The sequence below is a fragment of the Methanobacterium sp. BRmetb2 genome (genome assembly GCA_003491285.1).
In the GTDB taxonomy this organism is placed as follows: domain Archaea; phylum Methanobacteriota; class Methanobacteria; order Methanobacteriales; family Methanobacteriaceae; genus UBA117.
On the sequence record CP022705.1, the window covers coordinates 1,232,043 to 1,255,584 of the forward strand.

The 23,542-nt window shown below is 34.0% G+C and carries 15 protein-coding genes and 5 pseudogenes; 10 read left to right on the plus strand and 10 right to left on the minus strand.

Annotated elements, in window-relative coordinates:
* Window positions 1-104: 104 nt before the first annotated feature.
* The 4 genes from CIT01_06150 to CIT01_06165 all read right to left on the minus strand — a co-directional run bounded on the left by CIT01_06150 (window position 105) and on the right by CIT01_06165 (window position 5,336).
* On the minus strand, window positions 105-1,682 hold the full coding sequence (locus CIT01_06150; GenBank protein ID AXV37810.1) for a lysine--tRNA ligase: 1,578 nt from the start codon (window positions 1,680-1,682) through the stop codon (window positions 105-107).
* Between the two features lie 107 nt (window positions 1,683-1,789).
* Entirely contained in the window at window positions 1,790-3,088 is a 1,299-nt protein-coding gene (thiC, locus tag CIT01_06155; protein ID AXV37811.1) for a phosphomethylpyrimidine synthase, read from the minus strand.
* Window positions 3,089-3,383: 295 nt separating this feature from the next.
* A complete protein-coding gene (locus tag CIT01_06160; GenBank protein ID AXV38743.1) occupies window positions 3,384-4,301 on the minus strand; it encodes a sugar kinase in 918 nt (305 codons plus the stop codon).
* A 159-nt stretch (window positions 4,302-4,460) separates the two neighbouring features.
* Entirely contained in the window at window positions 4,461-5,336 is an 876-nt protein-coding gene (locus CIT01_06165) for a LysR family transcriptional regulator (protein ID AXV37812.1), read from the minus strand.
* 642 nt (window positions 5,337-5,978) lie between these two features.
* Between CIT01_06165 and CIT01_06170 the strand changes: the two are divergent.
* The 6 genes and pseudogenes from CIT01_06170 (at window position 5,979) to hxlB (ending at window position 12,499) form a co-directional block, all read left to right on the plus strand.
* Window positions 5,979-6,269: pseudogene (locus CIT01_06170) on the plus strand (hypothetical protein).
* Between the two features lie 201 nt (window positions 6,270-6,470).
* Window positions 6,471-7,604 (plus strand): annotated as a pseudogene (locus CIT01_06175) (hypothetical protein).
* Between the two features lie 366 nt (window positions 7,605-7,970).
* Window positions 7,971-8,318, plus strand: a pseudogene (locus CIT01_06180) (hypothetical protein).
* A gap of 141 nt (window positions 8,319-8,459) precedes the next feature.
* Window positions 8,460-9,344, plus strand: a pseudogene (locus tag CIT01_06185) (hypothetical protein).
* Between the two features lie 405 nt (window positions 9,345-9,749).
* Window positions 9,750-10,841 (plus strand): annotated as a pseudogene (locus CIT01_06190) (hypothetical protein).
* 1,073 nt (window positions 10,842-11,914) lie between these two features.
* Window positions 11,915-12,499: a 6-phospho-3-hexuloisomerase gene (gene hxlB / locus CIT01_06195; protein AXV37813.1), complete on the plus strand. Its 585-nt coding sequence runs from the start codon at window positions 11,915-11,917 to the stop codon at window positions 12,497-12,499.
* A gap of 75 nt (window positions 12,500-12,574) precedes the next feature.
* Here hxlB and CIT01_06200 read toward each other — a convergent pair whose 3' ends face one another.
* Together CIT01_06200 and CIT01_06205 are read right to left on the minus strand one after the other, a co-directional pair.
* Window positions 12,575-13,327 carry a formate dehydrogenase family accessory protein FdhD gene (locus CIT01_06200; GenBank protein ID AXV37814.1) on the minus strand — a complete coding sequence of 251 codons (753 nt, stop codon included), beginning with the start codon at window positions 13,325-13,327 and terminating at the stop codon, window positions 12,575-12,577.
* A 123-nt stretch (window positions 13,328-13,450) separates the two neighbouring features.
* Window positions 13,451-13,774: an alkylhydroperoxidase gene (locus tag CIT01_06205; GenBank protein AXV37815.1), complete on the minus strand. Its 324-nt coding sequence runs from the start codon at window positions 13,772-13,774 to the stop codon at window positions 13,451-13,453.
* 352 nt (window positions 13,775-14,126) lie between these two features.
* On the opposite strand from CIT01_06205, the gene CIT01_06210 reads away from it, so the two are divergent.
* Both CIT01_06210 and CIT01_06215 read left to right on the plus strand, forming a co-directional pair.
* Window positions 14,127-14,597, plus strand: coding sequence for an NADH-quinone oxidoreductase subunit E (locus tag CIT01_06210; protein ID AXV37816.1), 471 nt, complete (start codon window positions 14,127-14,129; stop codon window positions 14,595-14,597).
* A 44-nt stretch (window positions 14,598-14,641) separates the two neighbouring features.
* Entirely contained in the window at window positions 14,642-16,498 is a 1,857-nt protein-coding gene (locus CIT01_06215; GenBank protein ID AXV37817.1) for an NADH-quinone oxidoreductase subunit F, read from the plus strand.
* A gap of 9 nt (window positions 16,499-16,507) precedes the next feature.
* Here the strand turns inward: CIT01_06215 and CIT01_06220 are convergent, their stop codons facing one another.
* Together CIT01_06220 and CIT01_06225 are read right to left on the minus strand one after the other, a co-directional pair.
* Window positions 16,508-16,828: a hypothetical protein gene (locus tag CIT01_06220; protein ID AXV37818.1), complete on the minus strand. Its 321-nt coding sequence runs from the start codon at window positions 16,826-16,828 to the stop codon at window positions 16,508-16,510.
* Between the two features lie 149 nt (window positions 16,829-16,977).
* The gene (locus CIT01_06225) at window positions 16,978-17,409 is read right to left on the minus strand and encodes a polyketide cyclase (GenBank protein AXV37819.1); all 432 of its coding nucleotides are present in this window, start codon (window positions 17,407-17,409) and stop codon (window positions 16,978-16,980) included.
* A gap of 371 nt (window positions 17,410-17,780) precedes the next feature.
* Here CIT01_06225 and CIT01_06230 point away from each other — a divergent pair, with 371 nt between their 5' ends.
* Together CIT01_06230 and CIT01_06235 are read left to right on the plus strand one after the other, a co-directional pair.
* A complete protein-coding gene (locus CIT01_06230; protein AXV37820.1) occupies window positions 17,781-19,781 on the plus strand; it encodes a hypothetical protein in 2,001 nt (666 codons plus the stop codon).
* On the plus strand, window positions 19,782-21,551 hold the full coding sequence (locus tag CIT01_06235) for a hypothetical protein (protein AXV37821.1): 1,770 nt from the start codon (window positions 19,782-19,784) through the stop codon (window positions 21,549-21,551).
* 18 nt (window positions 21,552-21,569) lie between these two features.
* On the opposite strand, the gene CIT01_06240 is transcribed toward CIT01_06235, so the two are convergent.
* The gene (locus CIT01_06240; GenBank protein AXV37822.1) at window positions 21,570-22,508 is read right to left on the minus strand and encodes a GTP 3',8-cyclase MoaA; all 939 of its coding nucleotides are present in this window, start codon (window positions 22,506-22,508) and stop codon (window positions 21,570-21,572) included.
* Window positions 22,509-22,723: 215 nt separating this feature from the next.
* The gene (gene mobB, locus CIT01_06245) at window positions 22,724-23,431 is read right to left on the minus strand and encodes a molybdopterin-guanine dinucleotide biosynthesis protein B (protein ID AXV37823.1); all 708 of its coding nucleotides are present in this window, start codon (window positions 23,429-23,431) and stop codon (window positions 22,724-22,726) included.
* Window positions 23,432-23,542 lie beyond the last annotated feature (111 nt).

Genomic DNA, 23,542 nt, shown 5'->3' on the forward strand with positions numbered 1-23,542 from the left:
AAATGATCAGAAAATTCTACTGATTGCTTTAGGTATTATGATTATTATATTATCCTCAATATTATTCAAAAAGTCAAATTTCAATTAATATGACTGGTTACTAGTTATTTCTGCAATCTAAATCTTTTTATGACGAAATCCTTATCCATTGATAAAATAAATGAAGCAGCTCTGGGGCCTTGTTTTTTACCGATCAATATTTTATATGCAGCTTGAAATGCTTTTTGAGGTTTCATATCCAGTTGTCTCATCAGAACATACATTTCATCGTGAAGTTCTTCAGGAGTAGGATCACTTGTTTCTAAGATCCTTGCAACTTTAAGTAGAAACTCTTTTTGACTTTCGTTTAATTCAACTTTAGGTATTTTTTGCTGTACTTTAAACTTAACAAAATCCGGAGCATAGAGTTCTAACCAATTTTTCACTTGATTAAGGCGCATTGTTAGTCGAATCCTATCATCTTCATTTATTTCAAAGAAATCTTTATTGGACATCTCCTCTGGAAGCTGGGAATTTTTCTTCAAAATCTGGAAAACTTTCTCAGTATTATCTTCTGCAATCTGATAAGCCACAGTCAGAAATCGGTAAGACGGTTGGAAAGGCATTTTTTCAGATTCTTTTATTTTAGAAATGTCATAAATCTTTTTAAGCTTTTCTTCTTCTTTTTGCGAAGCTGCATCTTCCTTATTGAAATATATGCGTTCAACACGATCATACTGTTCCATAAAATCCAAAAATGGCATGGAAGGATTGAAATCCTTGTGCTTCATAGGTTTGCTTCTGAAAATAAAATAATTAAGGGTTTCAGGATGAGCTATTTCCAACCATTGGCCTGGAGTGAAAAACACACCCTTCGATTTGGACATGGCGTCTCCTTTGAGGGTGATCCATTCGTAAGGTACTGGGTATGGTGCTTGGTAATTGAATATCTCTTTGGATATCAACTTACTTACATCATAAGATCCTCCATGGGCAGCGTGATCCTTTCCAAAGGGTTCGCAGGTAACTCCCAATATCTTCCACCGGGCAGCCCACTCCACCCTCCAGGTAAGCTTTCCAGCACCACTTTTTATATCCATTTCACCTTTATGGCCACATTCACATCGATAATGTATATTATCTCCATTAAAATCAAAGGCATAGGTAGTGTTAACTCTTCCACAACTTTCACATACGGGGTTGTAGGGCAGCCAATCCTCTTTAAGGGGATGTTCCCGATATTTATTGAATATATCTCTTATTCTATCTGCATTTTCAAGTGCAGTACGAATGTAATCAGTATAAATACCATCCTGATACATTTTAGCACCAGAATAAGTTTTTAATTCTATTCCAAAGTCATCTAATGTGTCGAGGAATGGTTTTTCAAAATGTTCCACAAAATTCTCACAGCACGCTTCTGGGCAGGGAATTTGAGAGTAAGGCATTCCTAAATATTTTTCATATTCTGCTGGAAGAGGATAAGGGACCTTTCTAAGCGGGTCATGATCATCAGCTATCCATAAAGTTTTAGATGATTTTCCTATCTTTTTTAGTGCCTTGGTCACTGCGTTGGCAATAAAAACATCGCACGAATTTCCAATATGTATAGAACCGGATATTGATGTACCACTTGCAACAACGTGGTTATCCACATCCCATTTTGATAAATCTTCCGCTATCCTTTCAATCCAGTGTTTCAATCAAATCACCTGTAATATGTTAATAAATAAAAATTAAAATTTAAAATAATTAATAATTCGTAAATTTAAGTAAAGATAATAAAAAGATGAAAAATGGATTAATAAACTTACTCAAACACGTCAGTGCTTGCATCGTCCAACCATTCATTCACAATTTTTACTGCACAGTAACTTCCGCACATGGTACATGTATCTGGATCTGCAGGAGGTCTTTCATTTCTTATTCGCCTTGCTTCTGCAGGACACATTGCAGAGTCAAATTGTGCTTCCCAATTAAGTTTTTTACGAGCATTAGCCATAACTAAATCCTTTTCTCCATGATGTATGCCTTTGGCCATGTCTCCCACATAGGCTCCAATTTTAGTGGAGATAATTCCTTCTTTGACATCTTTAGCATCAGGAAGTGCCAGGTGTTCGGCAGGTGTTACATAACATATAAAGTCTGCTCCGGCTGATGCAGAAGCAGCTGCACCAATGGAAGATACTATGTGGTCGTAACCCGGGGCAATATCAGTCACAATAGGGCCTAACATGTAAAATGGCGCATCACGACACAATTTTTTCTGAACCATCACATTTGCAGAGATCTCTTTTAAAGGGATGTGTCCAGGACCTTCAACAATAGTTTGAACTCCGGCTTCTCGTGCTCGGTCAACAAGTTCTCCTAAAATGATGAGTTCTTGAACCTGTGCTCGGTCAGTGGAATCAGCTATTGCACCAGCTCTCATACCATTTGCCAGGCTGATTACAAAGTCATGTTCTTTAGCAATTTCTAAAACATAATCATAATTCTTGTAGAGAGGATTTTCTACTTCATTGTGGACTATCCATGCAGATATGAATGCTCCACCACGGCTGACCAGTCCTCCTTCACGGCCCTGAGTTTTAAGTCTTTTAAGTGTTTCTTTGTTAACACTACAATGTATGGCCATGAAGTCAATACCGTCTTTGGCCTGTTTTTCAATGGATTTGAACATGATGTCCTCATCCATATAAATTGCTGCTCCATCTTTTCGGATAGTTTCAATTGCTGCTTGATAAACAGGTACGCTTCCAACAGGAAGATTGGAAATACCTAATATTTTTTTCCTTATGGCATCCAGATCTCCACCTACACTAAGTTCCATTAGTGTGTCTGCATTGTTTTCCATAGCTACTTTAGCTTTTTCTACTTCCATATCTAAATCTACAATATCAGTAGAAGTTCCAATTGTTGCGTTTACCTTAGTTCTAAGGCCGGCACCAATACCTACAGCTTTTACATCTCTTCCAATGTTATTTGGAATTGCAATTGTTCCTTTTGCAACAGATTTTCTGATAAATTCTTCTGAAACATTTTCTTGAGCGGCAACCGCTTTCATTTCCTCTGTTATCATGCCTTTCTTTGCTTCATCCATTTGTGTCATAGAATCACCATGTCTAATAATTTCTTTGTTTTATAAGTTTAAACCCTTAAATAGACTTTTGAACAATATTTACAATTTTTCAGGATCTATTTCCATATATGAATAGTGTTTATATTATTAAATGTCTCGTATTAAATTGTTAATATTTTCAAACTTATTAATGCACCATTATCTATGTTTAACTTAAAAATAGATATTGCTTACAGAATCTATAATATAAATATGGTTAAATAATTAATGCTATTCCATTAAATTTGAAATTATTAAAGTATTTCTTAACTAATTTATTGATTAATTACTTACTCCATTTTTGTTTCATACGTTCTGTTACCATATTAAAATCAGGGACGTTAGTTTGACATCCTTCTGCTTCTACTATAAAGGATGAAACCGATGATGCAAATTTCCCACAGTTTTCGAGATCTTTTCCTCTCATATAAGCATTCAAAAAGCCGGCCCGGTATGAATCTCCTGCGCCGGTGGGGTCAAAACTATTTTTAACAATAGCTTCTATTTTTATTTTTTCGTCAGTGTAAATAGTGCTCCCCTCTTTACCATAGGTTTTTACAACTATATTTGGCCCTATATTTCGTAATTCTTCCATATCCATCTTTAAAGTTTGTAAAATTCTATCAATTTCAAAATGATTACCAAATAGTATATCACAAATTTTCAATACCCTTTTAAGCTCTTTTTCAGAGTACATATGTAAATCCTGGCCAGGGTCAAATGATATTAATTTGTCATAGTCGCGCGCAATTTCTCCTGATCTTCTATTAAATATTGGATCTCCGGTGGCAAGATGCACTGCCTTTGACTTTTTTATAATATTTTCCGGTGGATCATATTTTTTGAAATATGCTGCTGATCCCCAGTAAAAATAGCTTATCTGATCATTATTGGCGTCAGTTAATACAAATGCAGTGGGCGTTTTCTCATCTTCAATTAAAATCATATTTTCAATATCTATATTGAGATCATGAAGTTTTGCACGGTAATTTGATTCCATAAAATCATTTCCCACTGCAGAAACTAGGGCAGGTTTAAATCCTAGATTAGCTGAAACTACCGCTACATTTGCTGCAGCACCACCATAATATGTACGCATTTTGGTTATGGCTGTTGATGAATTTGGACTAGGAAATTCTTTTACCTGTATTATATAATCGAATGCTGTATGTCCAACCGCCAACAAATCCCTTGATTCTTTCAGAAATACCACCCGGCTTAAATTGATTTTAACAATATTTAAAATTTTTTAAAAGATTTTTCGTCAATTGTATTAATTATGATATTAATGTTATTATCTTATCATAATATTATCTCTTCAATTATTTAATTAAATATATCTTAAAATTTTTATTTCACTAGTTTATCTTACCCTATCAAAACCCTTTTTTTCTACTATTTGTTGACCTTCACCTAAAATATACTCTAAAAAATCCTTTAAATTTTCGGCATGTTCATTAACTATAACTAAACTAATGATGTGCTTGGTTTCTTCTTTAATAACATCTGAACCTGGGAAAAAACTTGAATTCAGGAAAGTGTAGAGATTTTCATTATATTTAACAGTTTTAAATGCTTCAAAAGGATTTTTAACCTTTTCCACTATTCGATAATCGATATTTGAATTATCTAGTGTGTTCCAGGCCAGTCTCTGTGATGAGTTAGGAACTGATACAAATTTTTTCCGCTTCAAATGATTTATGTCATCTATTTCTTGCAAAGATTCCTTTGAACTTGCTATTAAATCTAGATAGTCATAAGCAATAGGATTGAATTTTAGATCATTTTTAAATGCATAGATAGGGTCGTCAAGGGTTAAAATATCCAACATATCCATATCAAAAAGATGAAGGGCATTTTCATCATCAGTACTGTAGGTCACACTTTCCAGGCCGTAGCTGGAAGCTAATGAACCTACTAAGTTTGAAGAGATAAATCCTCCACCTATAACAATTTTGTCACGTTTTTTCAGCCTGTTTTCGTAACTTTCATATCTTTCCAGTAATTCCATACCTTCTGGTGTTAGTCCAGAACCTCGGGGTGTTGTTTCAACAATTTGGAAATTTAATTTATCTTCAACTTCTTTTACGCGCCGATTTAACACGGCATGCGAAATATTCAATCCAGCTGCAGCTTTACGCTGAGACCATGTACGCGAAATACATTTTAAAGCCTCAAAAAACTTGTAATTAATCAAATGGCTGTCAATTTCAAGGCTAATCTTCGGTTTATAATCCATTGTACCACTATTCAATCTAAATAACTATTAAAACTTTAATTTTTAGAAATTGTATCTCCTTTTAATTAATCAATTATCTATTCTATTTTTTCACACCTAATATAATATTATTTAGAATCAAAATTCTTTTAAATTAATAATGATTTTTCATTTAAGAGTAGATCCTGCGGTATAAGTGTATCTAAAACTTTAATCGTACAATTGGATTTTCTGATATGAGTTGTGCTTGTCATTATTTGAATTAAAAGTTTATAGGGCTGTTTTATAATTTAATGAGGTTATAATTTTAGACATAAATATATTTACTATATATTAAATAACAATTTTAAGATTTTTTACTAGCTTTATAAACTTAATTAGACATAAATTTGTCTTAATAATTATATAAAGTGATTAAACAAGGAATTATAGAATTAACTAATATTAAAGACAAAAAAAGGTCGTAGGAAATTTTCGACATGTTAAAATTATCTTGTCGTTTATTTCTATTATAACTATTTTTAATTAGATATCATTAGGTTTATAATATATCTTTTTTTATCGACATGTTTATATATACCTATCGTTGTTATTATTGTTATTAGAGAGGGGATCTTTTTTTATTCATTTTGGATCCTATAAACGAGTTAAAAGGAGGTTAACATGAAATATAGTAAATTATCGGTTTTGTTTATTTTTTTTGCCGTATTTTTTTGTTTTTCGATGATGGGGTGTGTATGTGCGGCGGATTCGACTTCTGCGAATTTTACAAGTAACACTACTCAGGGTGATATGCCTTTGAGTGTGCAGTTTAATGACACATCCACGGGTGATGCTACCAGTTGGTTATGGGATTTTGGTGATAGTGAAACATCAACTGAGCAGAATCCTGTTCATAATTATGTTAATGAAGGTCAATACACCGTCAGCCTCACAGCTATAAACGATGCAGGCTATGATACTATAACTAAAAATGACTACATTACTGTGACTAAACCAGTTACTGTGACTTCTAGTCTTGCAAGCGGAACATATGCAACCACACAGACAGTTACATTATCTTGTGACGATCCAGCAGCAACCATATACTATGCTCATGATACTACAGACCCTAGAGATAGCAGTACAAAGATAGAATATACTGGACCCATCATTATTAGCAATACCACCACACTAAGATATGCTGCAATAGATATCAACGGTAACTGGAGCCAATTGTATCTGCAAAACTATGTCATTGGAACCGGAGGAGTTACAGATCCTGCATGGTCAGAATTTGGAGAAAACAATAACAACACAGGTCAATCAACATATAATGGGCCAATAAATGGTTTTACCATATGGACGTTTACTACGGAAGGTAGAATACAATATGCTGGTCCTGCAATAGGTGCGGATGGTATTATTTATATCGGAAGTTATGATGGTAATTTGTATGCTTTGAATCCAGATGGAACACTCAAGTGGAAATTTGCTACTGGAAGATTGTATAGCACACCAACAATAGGTGCTGATGGTACTATTTATGTGGGAAGTTATGATGGTAATTTGTATGCTTTGAATCCAGATGGAACACTTAAATGGAGTTATACTGCCGGTACTCGAATATATGGTTCACCCGCAATCGCTGAAGATGGTACTATTTATGTGGGAAGTTATGACAAAAAGATTTACGCATTAAATCCTGATGGATCACTTAAATGGACTTATACTGCTGGAAGTTATGTGTATTATGCACAACCCGCAATCGCTGAAGATGGTACTATTTATGTGGGAACTTATGATGGTAATGTGTATGCTCTGAATCCTGATGGAACGGTTAAATGGAGTTATACTGCTGGTACTCGAATATATGGTTCAGTATCAATAGGTGCTGATGGTACTATTTATGTGGGAAGTTATGATGGTAATTTATATGCTTTGAATCCAGATGGGACGCTTAAATGGAATTACACAACTGAATTTTATATTTGTAGTTCACCTGCGATAGGTGCAGATGGAACCATATATATAGGAAGTCGTGATTCTAAGTTGTATGCTTTGAATCCAGATGGAACACTTAAATGGAGTTATACGGCGGGGGGACAGTTTTATGGTGCGCCTGTAATTGGTGCAGATGGCATAATCTATATTGGATGTCGGGATAATAATGTGTATGCTTTGAATCCGGATGGAACATTAAATTGGACATATACCACTGGAGACACTATATACAATTCAGGTGCAATAGGTGCAGATGGAACATTTTATATTGGGAGTTATGATGGTAAATTGTACGCTTTCAAGGATCTTCCGCCTGTTTCTAACTTCACAGCTGATGTGAATAGTGGTGGAGTGCCTATTACAATAAATTTCACAGATCAGTCTTTATATGCTACAGGATGGGCATGGGATTTTGATAATAACGGGACTATAGACAGTACTGAACAAAATCCAACATATACCTACACTACAGAAGGTAATTACACTGTTTCTTTAACCGTGTTCAATTATTTGGGAAATAGCACAACAACATCATCTATAGCGCTTTCTACTCTTCCGCCTGTTGTTGATTTTATGTCAGATGTTACATCTGGAACATCGCCATTTACTGTGCATTTTACAGATCAGTCTTTGTATGTTACAGGATGGGCATGGGATTTTGATAATGACGGGATTATAGACAGTACAGAGCAAAATCCAACCTACACTTATAATAAGGCGCCTGGTTATTATACTGTGAGTTTAACTGCAACTGGACCTGGAGGCAGCAATAATACAACAAAAACAGATCACATTACGATCTTTCCTGCTGTGAATGCTAGCGTAAATGGTGGAAATTATAATACACCACCGACTGTTACTTTAACCAGTGATGATCCTACAGCAATCATTTACTACACTAATGATACTACAGATCCTAGAACAAGCAGTACAAGGATACAATACAGCGAACCAATCAGCATCAACAATACCACAACACTCAGATATGCAGCAGTTAACAGTAGTGGAATGTGGAGTCCACTGTACATACAAAATTATGTCATTGGAACAGGAGGTTTAATTGATTCACCAAGTGCAACTTATCAGGGTGATAATAATCACAGCGGTCAATCAGAATACGTTGGCCCCCAGACAAACACTATCAAGTGGATTATCGTCGACATGACATTTGCCCAAGATACTGGTGTGTCCATAGGATCAGATGGAACAATTTATTCCGGAAGTTATGATAGTATACTTTATGCAATTTACCCTAATGGAATCGTGAAATGGATTTATTGGGGAGGAGTTGATACTCCATCTATAAGTAATGACGGGACTATCTATATTGCATCTGATTTGCGTGCACTGAGGACTGACGGAACATTGATCTGGGAATATACTATCAATGGAATTCACTTTGCTTCACCAGTTATTGGGGCAGATGGAACAATCTACATCGGAAATGATGAGGGTATACTCTATGCAATTAATCCAGATGGAACACTCAAATGGAATACACTCCTTGATGATGGTGGTTGGATAGGTGGTTCTGCAGCCATATCATCAGATGGAACAATCTACGTTGCAACCCATAGTGCATTGTATGCACTAAATCAGGATGGAACCACAAAATGGTCATATGATATTGGAAATCATCAAATCTCATCTCCATCTATTGGAGCTGATGGAACAATCTACATAGGGACTCATGATAATATACTTTATGCTATTAATCCTGATGGAACGCTTAAATGGACCTACACTACAATTGGAAGGGTATATGGTGCGGTTGCAATAGCATCAGATGGCACTCTATATTTTGTAACTAATGATGGCGCATTACATGCCCTAAATCCAGATGGAACAAAAAAATGGAGTTACTTAACTGGAAAAAGTTCTTATTCTTCTCCAATAATTGATGCAGATGGAACTGTATATTTCTCAACCAAGGGTGGTCTTTTTGCAATAAATCCGGATGGGATGCTTAAATGGAGTTGCACCACTATTTCATCAACCAGTAATCCTGTTATTGATTCTGATGGTACTTTGTATATTGGAACCAGCACGGGATTGTATGCTTTTCAGGATGTTGTGGCTAATTTCAACTTTTCGGTCGGTTCTAATCCGTTGGATGTGCAGTTTAGTGATGTTTCAACTGGTCCTACTAGTTGGAGTTGGAATTTTGGTGATGGAGTTACTTCTTCTGAGCAGAATCCTAGACATGTTTACAATAAATCTGGTAGTTATGTGGTTAATTTGACTGTGACCTTAACTAATGGTGAAACTCTTACTGCTACTAAAATTATTACTGTTAGTGATATTACACCCCCTACAGTTATTGTTAGTCCGGTGGGAGGAGTTTTCAATGTAATACAGGTTGTGACATTGACGGTTTCAGATGATAGTGGTGATGCGGTTGTTTATTTCACTACGGATGGTAGTGATCCACGAAGTAGTAGTACGAGGAGTGTGTATACTGGATCTATTGTTTTGAACGGTACAACAACGCTTAATTATGCTGCAGTTGATTCTTCAGGTAACTGGAGTCCAGTTTATGAAGAGACCTATACTAAGTCTGAACCTGTATCTGGTATTACAGTGTATGTGCAGAATGCTTCTTACTACACCACAGGGTCTTTGAGTGATCAGATTCAGGCTATTTTGGATGGTGCTGCTCCAGGAAGTACTATTGAATTTTTGGGGCCGGTCTATGAGAATTTACAGTTGACTATCAGTAAGCAGTTGAATATTATAAGTAATGTGGGAACGGTTGTGTCTAATGCCTCAGGATCTGCAGTTTTCCTAGTCACTGGACTTCAGGCTTCAGGTACCAAAATAAGTGGATTTACCATTACAAACACCGGCACAGGCCAGGGAATAGTTGTAGATAACACTGGTAATGTGACGGTTTCCAATGTTCAGGTGAGTTCAAGTAATGGAATCGGGATCATGGTAAATGAAAGCATTAATACGACCATTAAAAATAGCTCTATAAATGGTTCCTCTATTGGAATTCATGTTTCCCATAGTCAAGACACCCAAATAAACAAAAATAACATCAATGGCAATATAAAAGGAGTAGTTGTGGAAAATTGTGAAAATACTAGTGTAAATCAGAATCAGATTATTGGCAATGAGGAAAGAGGAGTATCAGTTACTAACTCAGATAACACCACCATCAATGGTAACACCATTAAAGAAAATGGAAGTGTATCTAATGGTGCTGGGGTGTATCTGGAAGATTTAGCGAATGTTACTATCAAAAACAATCAAATCAATGAGAACTGCTATGGAATAGTGGCCAACAATATAAGTAATGTTATTATCTCCAACAATTTCATACTTGATAATGATTGGGATGGGATACTGCTGAATGGTATCGTTACAGAAATTACCATATTGGGCAATACACTACAAAAAAATGATAATGGAATTCAAATCAACTGTGAAAGTGAAAATCTAATTATAAAGGCAAATTTAATCACAGGAAGCATAAGTAAATCAACATCTCAAAAGGCATATCATGGAAACGGAGTTTTATATGGAAATAATTATATTCATTCTCCAACAATTTTTTTAGAACATAATGTACTCCACGATAATGCAAATATGGACTTTAGATCATGTGCAGCTGCAGGAAACTATATACCTGGTTCGAATTGGTATGGAAGTTCCTGTAAGCAGGTGACTTATGATCCTCAGATGAGGATGGTACTAACAAGAACTGGAAACAAATCATTTACACTACAGTTTTTTGATGGTGTGACTGGTGAATTGGTAACGGATTTACCGTCTATTCCTATAACTTTTGTCACTGGGCCTTATTCACAGATGGTTATGACAAATGGTGGAATGGCTACTGCAGTTTTTGATAATCTAAGCTTGATGGGCCATATAATTGCATCCAGTTACGGATATCAGCTAGCTATCGAATATAACTCTGCAATAATTCCTTTAGATGATGGATCAAATACAGGTGGTCCTGACTCTGGAGGAGATGATAATGGATCAGGCAGTGGTTCTGGTAGTGGTGATGGTTCTGGATCAGGCAGTGGTTCTGGCTGTGATTGTGGCAGTGGTTCGGGAAGTTTAAGTGGTAGTGGTTCTTCTGCACCAGTGGGAACTGTTGCGGCCGCAACAACTGCTGGAAGTTCTGAATCATCTGGCCAGTCCGGATCTGATAGTGCTGGAGCTTCACAGTCTGAAGATTCTAAAACTGCTCAAGAAGTGTTTGTTGATGATGCAATTAAAAATCCACAACTCCTGAGTATAATAGGAATCATCCTACTCGTAATACTAGTATTCGCCCTATACTACAGAAGAGATTTAGTGAACATGATCAAAAAACCAAAATAACCAAAAAAATTCATTTTTTATTTTTTTTATTTTTTTAAATTGTTCATGTTAATAAATTAGCATAATTCTTATGTTTCTTTTTTCACGAATTTTTCTATTCTTACAGCCAATAAAACTAGAATACAAAAACCAGCAGATGAATATTCATTCATTTAAGCCTAAATGGCCTAAAATAAAGATAAAAAAACTACCAACACCAAACACCTAACCAATTTAAATGGAAAATATTATAAGTAAAAATTCTACAATATCAATTTGATATTATGCTGGTGTAAATAATGATTGTAAACGATGCTATAGACGAAATTTTAGACAATGTACAAATGGTCTCCTCAGAACTGGACGAAGCTAATATAAATGAAATGCTTGATATGCTCACATCAGCTGAAAACGTATTTATACTGGGACTGGGACGGTCTGGACTAGTGGCCAAGGCCTTTGCAATGAGATTAATGCACCTGGGAATAAGTGTTTATGTGGTTGGAGAAACCATAACTCCAGCAATATATGAAGACGATTGTTTACTGGCTATTTCTGGATCAGGAGAAACACGTTTTGTATTGAGTACAGCAGAAATAACTAAAAAAAGAGGGGCAAAGATAATTGCAGTGACCTCTTATGCAAATTCAACCCTGGGAAAAATGGCCGATCTAGTTGTTCGAGTTAAGGGACGTACCAAAGATGAAATTGAAAGAGATTACATTAAAAGGCAGATGAATGGTAAACATCAGTCTCTAGCACCTTTAGGAACTGTATTTGAAGTTACCTCTCTGATATTCCTTGATGGAGTTATAGCTCAGCTTATGCATAAAATGGAAAAAACAGAAGCAGATTTAAAGGAAAAACATAATGTATTAGAATAATCCTATTACTCATTTTTTATCTTATATTCAGTTTCTAATATTCTTTTTATACATACTTTTTTTAAATTTTCGGTATTAAAGCCGTATTCTGTGGGAATGGGTGTAGATATTAAATCTTTTATCTCTTACAAAGCCCACCAGAGTAATTCCTGCTTCTTCAGCCACAGAAAAACCAGAAGAAGTGGGCGCAGCATTGGAAGTTATAATGGGAATTCCCATTCTGGCCACTTTTATTAACATGTCTGCAGGCATTCTTCCACTATAAACAATAAAACTTTCTGAAAAATTAGTTTTTTCCAGAGCACCTGCACCTATAACCTTATCCACAGCTACATGACGACTAATGTCTTCTTTAGAAATAAAGTTGTTATTATACACCAGACCAGCTATATGGGTGCCTCCCGTTTGTTTCCATACAGTTGCATTATCTTTTAATTTCTTAAACGATTCAAATATATCTTCTTTATCAATGATATAGGTAGAATTTACTTTATCTATTAATTCTATTTTATGACGCCACCCTCCAAAGCAGTCTGAACCTACAATCATCTCTTTTCTTATGTCAAAATCCACCAGATCAATTTCCACATTAATGGTATTTTCTTCAATGTTTATTTTAGATATATGTTCTAAAGAGCCGATTAAACCTTCTCCAAGTAGATATCCTATGGCAAACTCCTTTAAATCATTAGGGCTTATGGAAAAGCTTCTTGAGAAGTTTTCATTTATTATAATCTCAATTTCTGCGTCGTTTACAATTTTTTCATCAACGTGGGAGATTTTTTCATTTACACGGGTGGCAGGTACAAGTTTGAACATTTCACTCATTAGAACGCCTCAAATCATATTATGGATTTCATTAACTAATGGATATAGCCTTCTCTCTTAAAATAAAGATTGTTAAAATTCTTTTTACGTCTCTAAATTAAATTGGTTGATAAATCTGATATTTTATTCTTCCACTACATCATCAACCCATGAAATTGCTGCCGCCACATTAGGAAAACCAATAGTGCTGGTTAATAGTATTAAGGTGTGGTAAAGCTCATCTGGCGTTGCTCCTGTTTTAAGTGCTCTTTTGGTATGACTGTGCACTGCACCTTCAGATCTTATGGCAGCAGAAGCAGCAAGCTGAATTAGTTGTGAATTTTTTTCATCTATGGGACCAGCATCTTTTGCTGCTTTACCTAATTCAGTTAATACTGTACTATATTCTTCAAATCTTTCTCTAATACTTTTATAATGTTTTGGTAATTTTTCGGCCAATTCAAACACCTGATAAATTTTTTATAAAAAAACCTCTTTATCTATATATTGTACTTAAATGCATATATTTTTTATTATTTAACCCATTGTTACGGTAGAAATTTGAATAAGGATTTAATTAGATTTATGACTTAATTTAGACACATAAAAGGTTAATGTTCTTTTAAATTTTGAATAAAACGATATGTTGAATTTAAAGAAGATATTCTTAAACATTTAAATCACTCTATTGAGAAATTGATGGTATCAAAATTACTTAAGGGATCTTCAATAATTCTAAATAAAACTATTTTAAATTAGAAAATTTTTATGGAATCAATATAAATTATAATATATATCGAATTTGCTCCGGAGGATTTTAATGGAAAAGGATTTGCAAGAGATATTATCAAATTACAAGGGTAAGAAATCCGAAATAATACCTATTTTACAGGATATTCAGTCTAATTTTGGTTATTTGTCCGAAACTACAATGAAAGAAGTGGCAAAGTTCACAAACGTGTCTGAAAGTGAAATTTACGGAGTTGCAACATTTTACACCCAATTCAGGTTCACTCCCAAGGGGAAAAAACATGTGGCAGTATGTACAGGAACTGCCTGTCATGTAACCGGTGCCCAGCAGATAATTGAAGGTATGGAAAGACATCTGAATATTAAAGAAGGTGAAACTACCGCAGATGGGGAATATTCCTTAGAATCAGTGGGATGTTTAGGCTGCTGTGCATTAGCCCCGGCAGCCAGGGTAAATAATGAAATAAAATCTAAATTGTCTCTAAGAAGTATAAAAAGGATTTTTAGAGGTTATAGACCTGGAGATTCCTCAGAACAATAAATGAATTATATGGACAGCTTTTTAAGATGTACAGGGGAAACTTAATGAAATTCGAAGAAATGGTCCAGAAAGAAAAAAAGGACTACGAAACACTATTTTCTAAAGAAACCGCGGTTTTAATAGGTTCAGCGACCTGTGGAAACTCTGCCGGAGCACAAACAGCCAAAGATGTCATGAACAAAGAATTGGAGGGCCATAATGTTAGAATTATAGATGTGGGTTGTATTGGTCTGTGTTATGCTGAACCCATTGTAATGGTTTTAAAACCAGATATGCCTGCCGTATTCTATGGAAATGTTACCAAGAAAGTGGCAAAAAAGATTGCAAATTATCATGTGATCCATAGTGAACCTTTAAGGAAATATGCACTGGGGAGTTACGGTGGCAAGATAGAAGGAATTGATCCCCTTTTTGAAGAAAAAAACATGAAAATGCAGAAGCGCAGAATACTTAGAAACTGTGGATTTATTGATCCAACTAATATAGGTCACTATTTAGCTAGAGGTGGCTACACTGGTTTTATGAGAGCTTTAGAAATGGATTCCTCAGAGATTATTGGGGAGATGAAAAAAGCAGGTGTCCGGGGAAGAGGGGGAGCAGGATTTCCCACCTGGATGAAATGGCAGTTCTGCCTGGATTCTAACCAGGAAACCAATTACCTGGTATGCAACGCTGATGAAGGTGATCCTGGAGCATTCATGAACCGATCCCTATTGGAAAGTGATCCCCACTCAATTTTAGAGGGAATACTCATAGCAGCCAAGACTATTGGGGCAAAAACCGCTTATATATACTGTCGGGCCGAGTATCCGCTGGCTCTGGAGCGATTAAAAATAGCAATTCAGGAAATGAAAGAACGGGGCTTTTTAGGGGAAAATATTCAAGGGTCTGGTTTTAACCTGGAAATAATCATCAAAGAAGGAGCAGGAGCCTTTGTTTGTGGAGAAGAAACAGCCCTTTTAGCATCAATTGAAGGAGAAAGAGGAACTCCACGTACCAGACCACCATTTCCCACTACCGAAGGACTTTTTGGCAAGCCCACCGTCATCAATAATGTGGAGACCATGGCCAACGCCGCCCTCATAATGCAGATGGGATCAGAAGAATATTCAAAAGTTGGAACTGATGAGAGTAAAGGAACCAAAACATTCTCATTGGTGGGTCAGGTAAAAAATACTGGTTTGATTGAAGTACCACTGGGAACCACCTTAAAAGAAGTAATATTTGATATTGGTGGTGGAATTGCAAATGATGGGGAATTTAAGGCAGTGCAAATTGGAGGACCCTCTGGTGGATGCGTACCTGCCCAGCACCTGGATACACCAATAGATTATGGGTCTTTACTGGGAGCAGGGGCCATGATGGGTTCAGGAGGACTGGTAGTAATGGACCAGGGCACCTGCATGGTGGAAGTGGCCCGATACTTTTTAGAATTTATTCAAAAAGAATCATGTGGAAAATGCGTACCCTGCCGACTGGGAACCAAGCAGATGCTTGATATTTTAACTGACATTACAACTGCTAAAGGGAAAAAAGAGGATATGAATATACTGACTGAACTGGCACAGGCAATTAAACAGGGATCCCTGTGTGGATTGGGACAATCATCACCTAACCCAGTTTTGACCACTACCCGCTTTTTCATGAATGAATATGAGGCCCACATCAATGAGGGGATATGCCCTGCCCGGGATTGTAAGGATTTTATACAGTATACCATTGACGCTGATTTGTGTGATGGATGCATGGTATGTTTTAAATCATGTCCAGTTGGAGCAATTTCCGGGTCTAAAGAAGAAGTTCACGTAATTGATCCGGCAGTGTGCATTAAATGCGGGACCTGTCTGGATCTGTGTAAAAGTAAGAAAAAAGCAGTTAAACTGGTTGACGTGAAACTATAATTCTGGTTACTACAACTTCCAGTCTTTAGGGAATTTATAGATAACGTAAATTCCCACTATTACAATTAATACAAAGAATATTCCATTAAAGAGCACATCTCCACGGTAGGCAGGATTGGAAAGCTGCAGGTAAGTTAGTATAGACATAGCTATTAAGAGCAGGGCTGTCGAACCAACATAAAGATTTTTATTTTTATAGTTTGCATACATGAAAAGACCGCTAATCAGGAATATTATGCCTGCAGTAAGAAGCACAGTGTTAATGTAGTTTAATAAGCCTATAGCTGTAAATAAGATACCTATAATAATATATAAAAGCCCTTTTTGCATTTTTTCCACCTCAATTCAATACTATTTATGAATTCTAATAATATAAAATCATAGGTACAGGTGCCTGTAATATGGGGATTATGATGATAACACGAAATAAGCGAATTAAATTTGTTAAATATTTTGAATAGAATCTCCTTTTGATATACTTATTCAGCTGCAGTTTTAAGGTATTGAAGTCCGGCATCAATAGATTTTTGCAGTTGTTTTTGCAGGGTTCCACGGAGGATACGTGCTAGAAGTCCTTCCCAAGATTCTTCTGTCTTGACTAGGGTTTCGCTGTTTTCGCTTTCCAGTTGGTAGATGTGGATGGCTTTAATACTCATTATTTTCCCAGTCCAGGCCAAAATCTCAGGTGGATCTACCAGTTGCAATGTGGATGTAATGGTTCCAGAACTGGTTTTCCAACGGAATCCTGTTCCTTTTTCAAGGTTTCCCTTCAAAGAAGTAGTTTCTATATCAGGGTTCCACTTCGACCAGTTATTAATGTCTGATAATAGGTTCCATACCCTTTCAGGTTCAGCATTAATTTCTATCTTACTACGGGCAATAACTGGAGCATCTTCATTAATTTTAATCATATTTATCCTTATAAGATATTTGATTGGTAAGTGGGATATTTTTTTCTAATTGAATTATATAAACTTAAAAAAGAATAATTAATGGCTGTTAAATTTTGGGTTTTTCCTATTGAAGAACTTTATTTTCCACAATCAAATTTTAATTCAATGTTTTCTTTTTAGTTGTAAAATATTCATTTCTTCTCAACTTATTTCGTAATAATAAAAATGCTAGATTATTTTAGGGTATTATTGTTTCCATTCATTTCATTTACTATCCATAAAAATCAATTTTACCATAATAATACATCTTGATATTATTTAATTTTACATTAAATAATAATTGACAAAAATCACTACTTTTTATATGTTAATACAAACTAATATGATGTATTAAGTTGTTATTAAGGGGGTTTTTATTGAAACTTGATTCTGTAATCATAAAAAATTTTAGGAATATTAATGACTTAATTTTAAATTTTTCGGATTTTAATGTATTGGTAGGAGAAAATAATATTGGGAAAACGAATATTTTAATGGCTATTTATAAAATTCTGAAAATGAATGAAAGTCCGTATAGAGTTAGATTTTCTGAAGAAGATTTTTATTTTGATAAAAATACCAATACAAGATCAGAAAAAATAATTATACAACTAAACTTCATGGATTTAACTGAAAATGATGAAGCTGCTTTTGTATCTAAAGGTATTGATATAAAAAATAATTGTTTAAGTTTAAAACTTGAAGCGGTATGGGATGAAGATAATAATGATGCTAAAGTGGAAATTTTCTTTTTTAGACAAGATGATCCGGATAATAACAGAGGAGAATTATTGAAGTTGGTTGATAAAAAATATATTCCGTTCTATTATATTGATGCTTATAGAGATATTTGGAAGGAAACTCAACACTCTAAAGGAGACTTAAAACAGATTTTTAAGGATTATAATAAAAATTTTCTTAAACCACTCGAAATTCAAAAAAAAATTTCTATTAAAAGAATAGAAATTTACTTGTCAAATGAAGATTCAATTGATCCAAAAATATCAGATAGTTTAAATAGAATTTTAAAACGATTAAAAAATGATGAAATAGATCAAAATCAAGCAGATTTAGATAATATACCTATTAATTTGGATAAACTGAAAAAAAGTTTATCTAACATGACTAAAAAAAGAGAAATTAATGAAAATCTTATTAAAATAGAATCAATTATTAATACGTTAGAGGGAATTGAGGACATAAAAAATGCTTTAAAAGACAATTTATCTCTGTTTGTACCTGGAATTGATGATTTAACACTTGAAGTAGGTAAAATTGAGGAATCAGACCTTTTAAAAGATAATAATATTTATTTTGACAATTCTCCTATTTTGAAACAGGGCAGTGGATTTCAAAATTCTTTTGTAATTGCTTTGAAATTAAGTCGTTTATTAGCAAATATCAAATTTTCTGAGGAAAACATAACTAACTTAATCGTGGCTATTGAAGAACCAGAAGCACATATGCACCCTCATTTGCAAAGGAGTTTTATTAAGAAGCTTAAAAAGAAACATAAACAATGGTTAGTTGATTATAGAATTAATGTACAATTTGTGATCACTACACACTCTCCTTTCATTCTTTCACAAGTAGATAAAGCCAAAATTAGTCTCATAAAAAAAGCAAATAATGCCTTTCAAGTAACAAGATTAAATAATGATTTTATAAAGACAATTTGCGCTGATTTATCAGAGGACAAACTGAAACATTTTGATACTATTTTTAGAACCTATCCTGAAATATTTTTATCAAGGGGGGTAATCATAGTTGAAGGACAATCAGAATTTGGTGCTATTCCAGAAATGGCACAAAAAATCCCTGACATAGATTTAGATGAATTAGGATTGACTTTGATACATGTAGAAGGGAAAAGAACTTTAAAACCGGTTTATTTAATTTTGAAGAAGTTTACACAATGTGTTGCAATAAGAGATAATGATGAGGATGATAATAATAATGATGAGGATCTAATCGATGATGAGAATGAACCATATTATAAAACTGATTTGAAAGACTTTGAAGAAGAAATTATCAGTTCTGTACCTATTTTATCAATTGTAAAAAATATTCTAATGGGATTTTATAGTTCTGATAATCCATATTTAAATCTCGTTTATCAACATGTTCCTGAAAGTAGGGATATGGTTCTAGAAGAAATTTTAGAAAAATGGGAAACTGAGTTAAACCTTGAAAATCTTGAACTTAATCTTATTCAAGAAAACCTAGTTAAAACGTTAAAAAATAACAAAAATGCATTGTTTTGGTCGATTTTTTGTTCAAACATAAATGAAAGTGAAGTTCCATCATGCTATAAAAAACTCATTATCAAAGCAAAAGATTTGGTGGTTTAAATGGGATTGGATGATTCTCAAAAGGTTGCTGTTGAATTGCCCGTAATTGAATCTGCTTTTGTAAATGCCCCACCAGGATATGGAAAAACTTACGTTATTACAGAAAGAATCAAATATCTAATTTCAAGTGGAAATGTGAAACCTCCTCAAAAAATCCTTGCTTTAACATTTTCTAATTCCGCTGCAAATGAAATGAGAAAAAGAATTCAAAAAGAATTATTTAATTCAGAAAAATACATTGATATAATGAATTTTCATACATTTGCATATCACTTATTAAAAATTTATGGGAATTATGTGGGAATTAATAGAAACTTCACTATAATTAACGAAAGCAGAGAATATGAATTTAAAAAGTCTTATTTTAAGAATATTGGTCTTTTAAATGATCCTTATGATGATTATAAATTAATACAGAAATATGATGAGTGGTATTCTAAAAATTTTTTGGCTAATGAGCCATTTGAATTGGAAAACATTCATTTTGATGATTTAAAGGACAAAATAGATAATGAGATGATAACAGAAGAAGAACTGAATTTCAATCACATGTTACATAAATCTTTAAAGTTATTAAAAAATCATTCTTCAATTAAAAACTCATTTTATAATAAATACAAATTTATTTTAGCTGACGAGTTTCAGGACACTAATTATATTCAGTACCAATTGTTTAAAGAGATTTCAACCAATACTAATGGTGAAAGAAGAACAGTTTTCGTTGTAGGTGATATTAAACAAGCTATAATGAGATTTCAGGGAGCTAACCCTAAAAACATTATTCGAGTTTCGTCTGATTTTGATTGTAGGGAAATATGTTTGGAAGAAAACCATAGGGTTTCTTCTAAAAAAATAGAATTAATTACAGCTCGATTAAGGGGTTTTACAGATGAATCTTCTGATCAAAAGTTTGAATTTTTCATAGCTAGAACAGGAAAAACCGTGGAAAAGATTAATAATCGTATCGTCAATCTATTACTCGAACAAAAACAAAAAAATCAAGCTTTTCATGATATATGTATTTTATCTAGTCAAGAAAAAACTCAGAATAAACTTAAAAGAAGTTTAAAGCTGAATGATATAAATTATGTTTCACTAACGGAGTATAACTTTAAAAATATTAATAAAAAGTATTTTAAATTGTTTAAATGTATTGAAAGTCTAATAAATCAAAAGTATAATAAAAATAGTGTCCAAAAAATTGTTAATACACTAATCGTTAAGTTTTATCCTGAAAACCAAGGTAATTTGATTTTGAGTACAATTAAAAATTTCTCTAAAAGATTTGATAATATAAAATATTCTTCTTTAGAAATTTGGAAAAGGTTACAGGAGTTTTATAATCACTTGCAAATTGATATAGACTGGTCAAAACTATTAATATCTGCTGTTAGGGATAAAATATTTCTATCTACAATTCATTCAGCAAAAGGACTGGAATTTAAATATATTATTTTTTTGGGTGTTGTGAATTATCGAATTCCTCATAGTAGTGTTTGTGTCAATTTATGTGGGCATGGTCGTAATTATAAGGACAATATTATATCTGAAGATAAAGATTTATTTTATGTTGGGGTTAGTAGGGCTATGGAGGATATTTTCTTTTTTTACAGCCGACAAGATGAAGAAACAAATAAACCTAGAAAATTAAGTTGTGTATTGAATGAAATAACTGATTTGATGGTATTTATTGATTTGGATATTGATGAAGAATATGATGTATCAACTAATCTAGTGAGGAATTTATTTTGTAAAAAGAATAATATTTAAATAGTACAAAGTAGCATTTCAACAACCACCATAAAAAGGCTCCCTATTCTCAATTGCATCAATAAAGATCCTCTTTAACTCTTCAGAATCCTTTCCTGCACGAATTGCCCCAATTATATCCATTAAATTATCATTTCGCAGTAAACAAGGTTTTATTTTCCCGTCAGGCGTGATCCTCAACCGGGTGCAGTTCTTACAAAATTCAGTGTTATCCATAGGTTTTACTATCTCAATTTCTCCTTCATCCACGAAGTATTTCTTTCTATCCTGCATGAAGGCCCTGGTTTTAACCTGATCGGCTATATCAGCCAGTTCATCTTCCAGTTCATCCATTTCAAAATGATATTTGTCTATAAAATCAGCATCAGGACAGCTTTCTGTTTTTAGAAGTTCTATAAGCTGCAGTACAGCCCCATTTTCCTTACAAAACTGGAACATATCCCAGATCTCATCATGGTTAATGTCCTTCATTACCACCATATTCACCTTAACTGGGTTCAGTCCAGCCTGGGCCGCACTCTGGATTCCCCTTTTAGCACTTTCCAGGTAATCTTTACTGGTAATATAACGGTAAGTCTCAGGATTAAGGGTGTCCAGACTTACATTAACCCGATTTAATCCTGCTTCAGCCAGTTTTTCAGCATAACGTTCCAGCAGGGTTCCATTGGTGGTTATGGAAACGTCCTTAAAACCCAGACTAGAAATCTTCTCCACAATCTCCACAATGTCTCCCCGAATAAGTGGTTCTCCACCAGACAATCTTATCTTCTCAATACCAATATCCCTGGCTATCCTGGCTATTTGAAATATCTCATCTGGATTCATTTCGTAGTCCTGTGGCAGTACTCCGTCATGGTGGCAGTATAGACATTTTACATTGCAGCGGCCAGTTATGGATATTCTAAGGGAAATTACTGGCCTTTTAAATGGGTCTTTGATTTTGTTTTCGAGTTCCATCTTTGATCAACAGCTGAATTTTATTTGTGATAGAATGTATTGCTGTTTTTAGTATAAAAGTAGTTTTGAAACTATTTTTATGAGATAGATTTTATAAGCAATTATCTAATATCATCTATTTGCACTGCTTTTAATATAAAAATAGATAGGATTTATGCCACAAGCTGAATCAAAGAAACTGTTTACAGATTATAAAATATTAAAAAAAGGATAAATCATTTTTTATTCTTATTTTGAATCAGTATTTGTATCTTTCCAAGATCTGAAGCCCCGAATTCTTCGGTTTTAAGTGATTCTATCATACCTCGCACACCATTTTCAAGAAATATCTGTACAAATTCGTTCAGGGGGATAATTTTATCATCTACACATAGAACTACGTCTTCTGATTCATGGGGAATATCTGTTGCATTACCTTTAGTAATTGCACTGGCTAAGTCCTGCCAGGTTTTAAAATAGTATTTTTTGTAATCAAGATTCTGCAGGATGCCGAAGCTCTGTTTTTCAACTAAATCTACCATATTAGAAACATCTTTATCACTGAGATTGAAAGAATCCACATTCTTTATGGTGTAATCATCTTTAAAATCAGAGGTGGAAATATTGGCGTAAGGGTACTGTTTATAACCTTCCACCACCACGTAATCCGGATTTTTAATGGATTTAATGATAAAAAGGAGATTATCCAGATCCAGTTCCTCATCTAGAGTCATAAATGTATTTTTCCCAGAACCAATAACTATCTCAGAACCTGCCTGGTGGTGTTTCCAGGTATCTTTACCTTTTTTATCCATATCCATTGTATGGTGGCTGTGTTTTATAGATCCAACTTTGTATCCTCTTTTTACAAGTTCTTGAATTATGCGCGTACTTAAAGATGTTTTTCCCGTATTTTGACTCCCTACTACACCTATTATCTTCATTTTACCACCTTTAAAGAATTAATAATATGAAATTCAAATAGTTATACCTAGTTATATGTTGTAATTGGTAAATGAAATTTTATATAATGCAATTATATATCCTAACATACA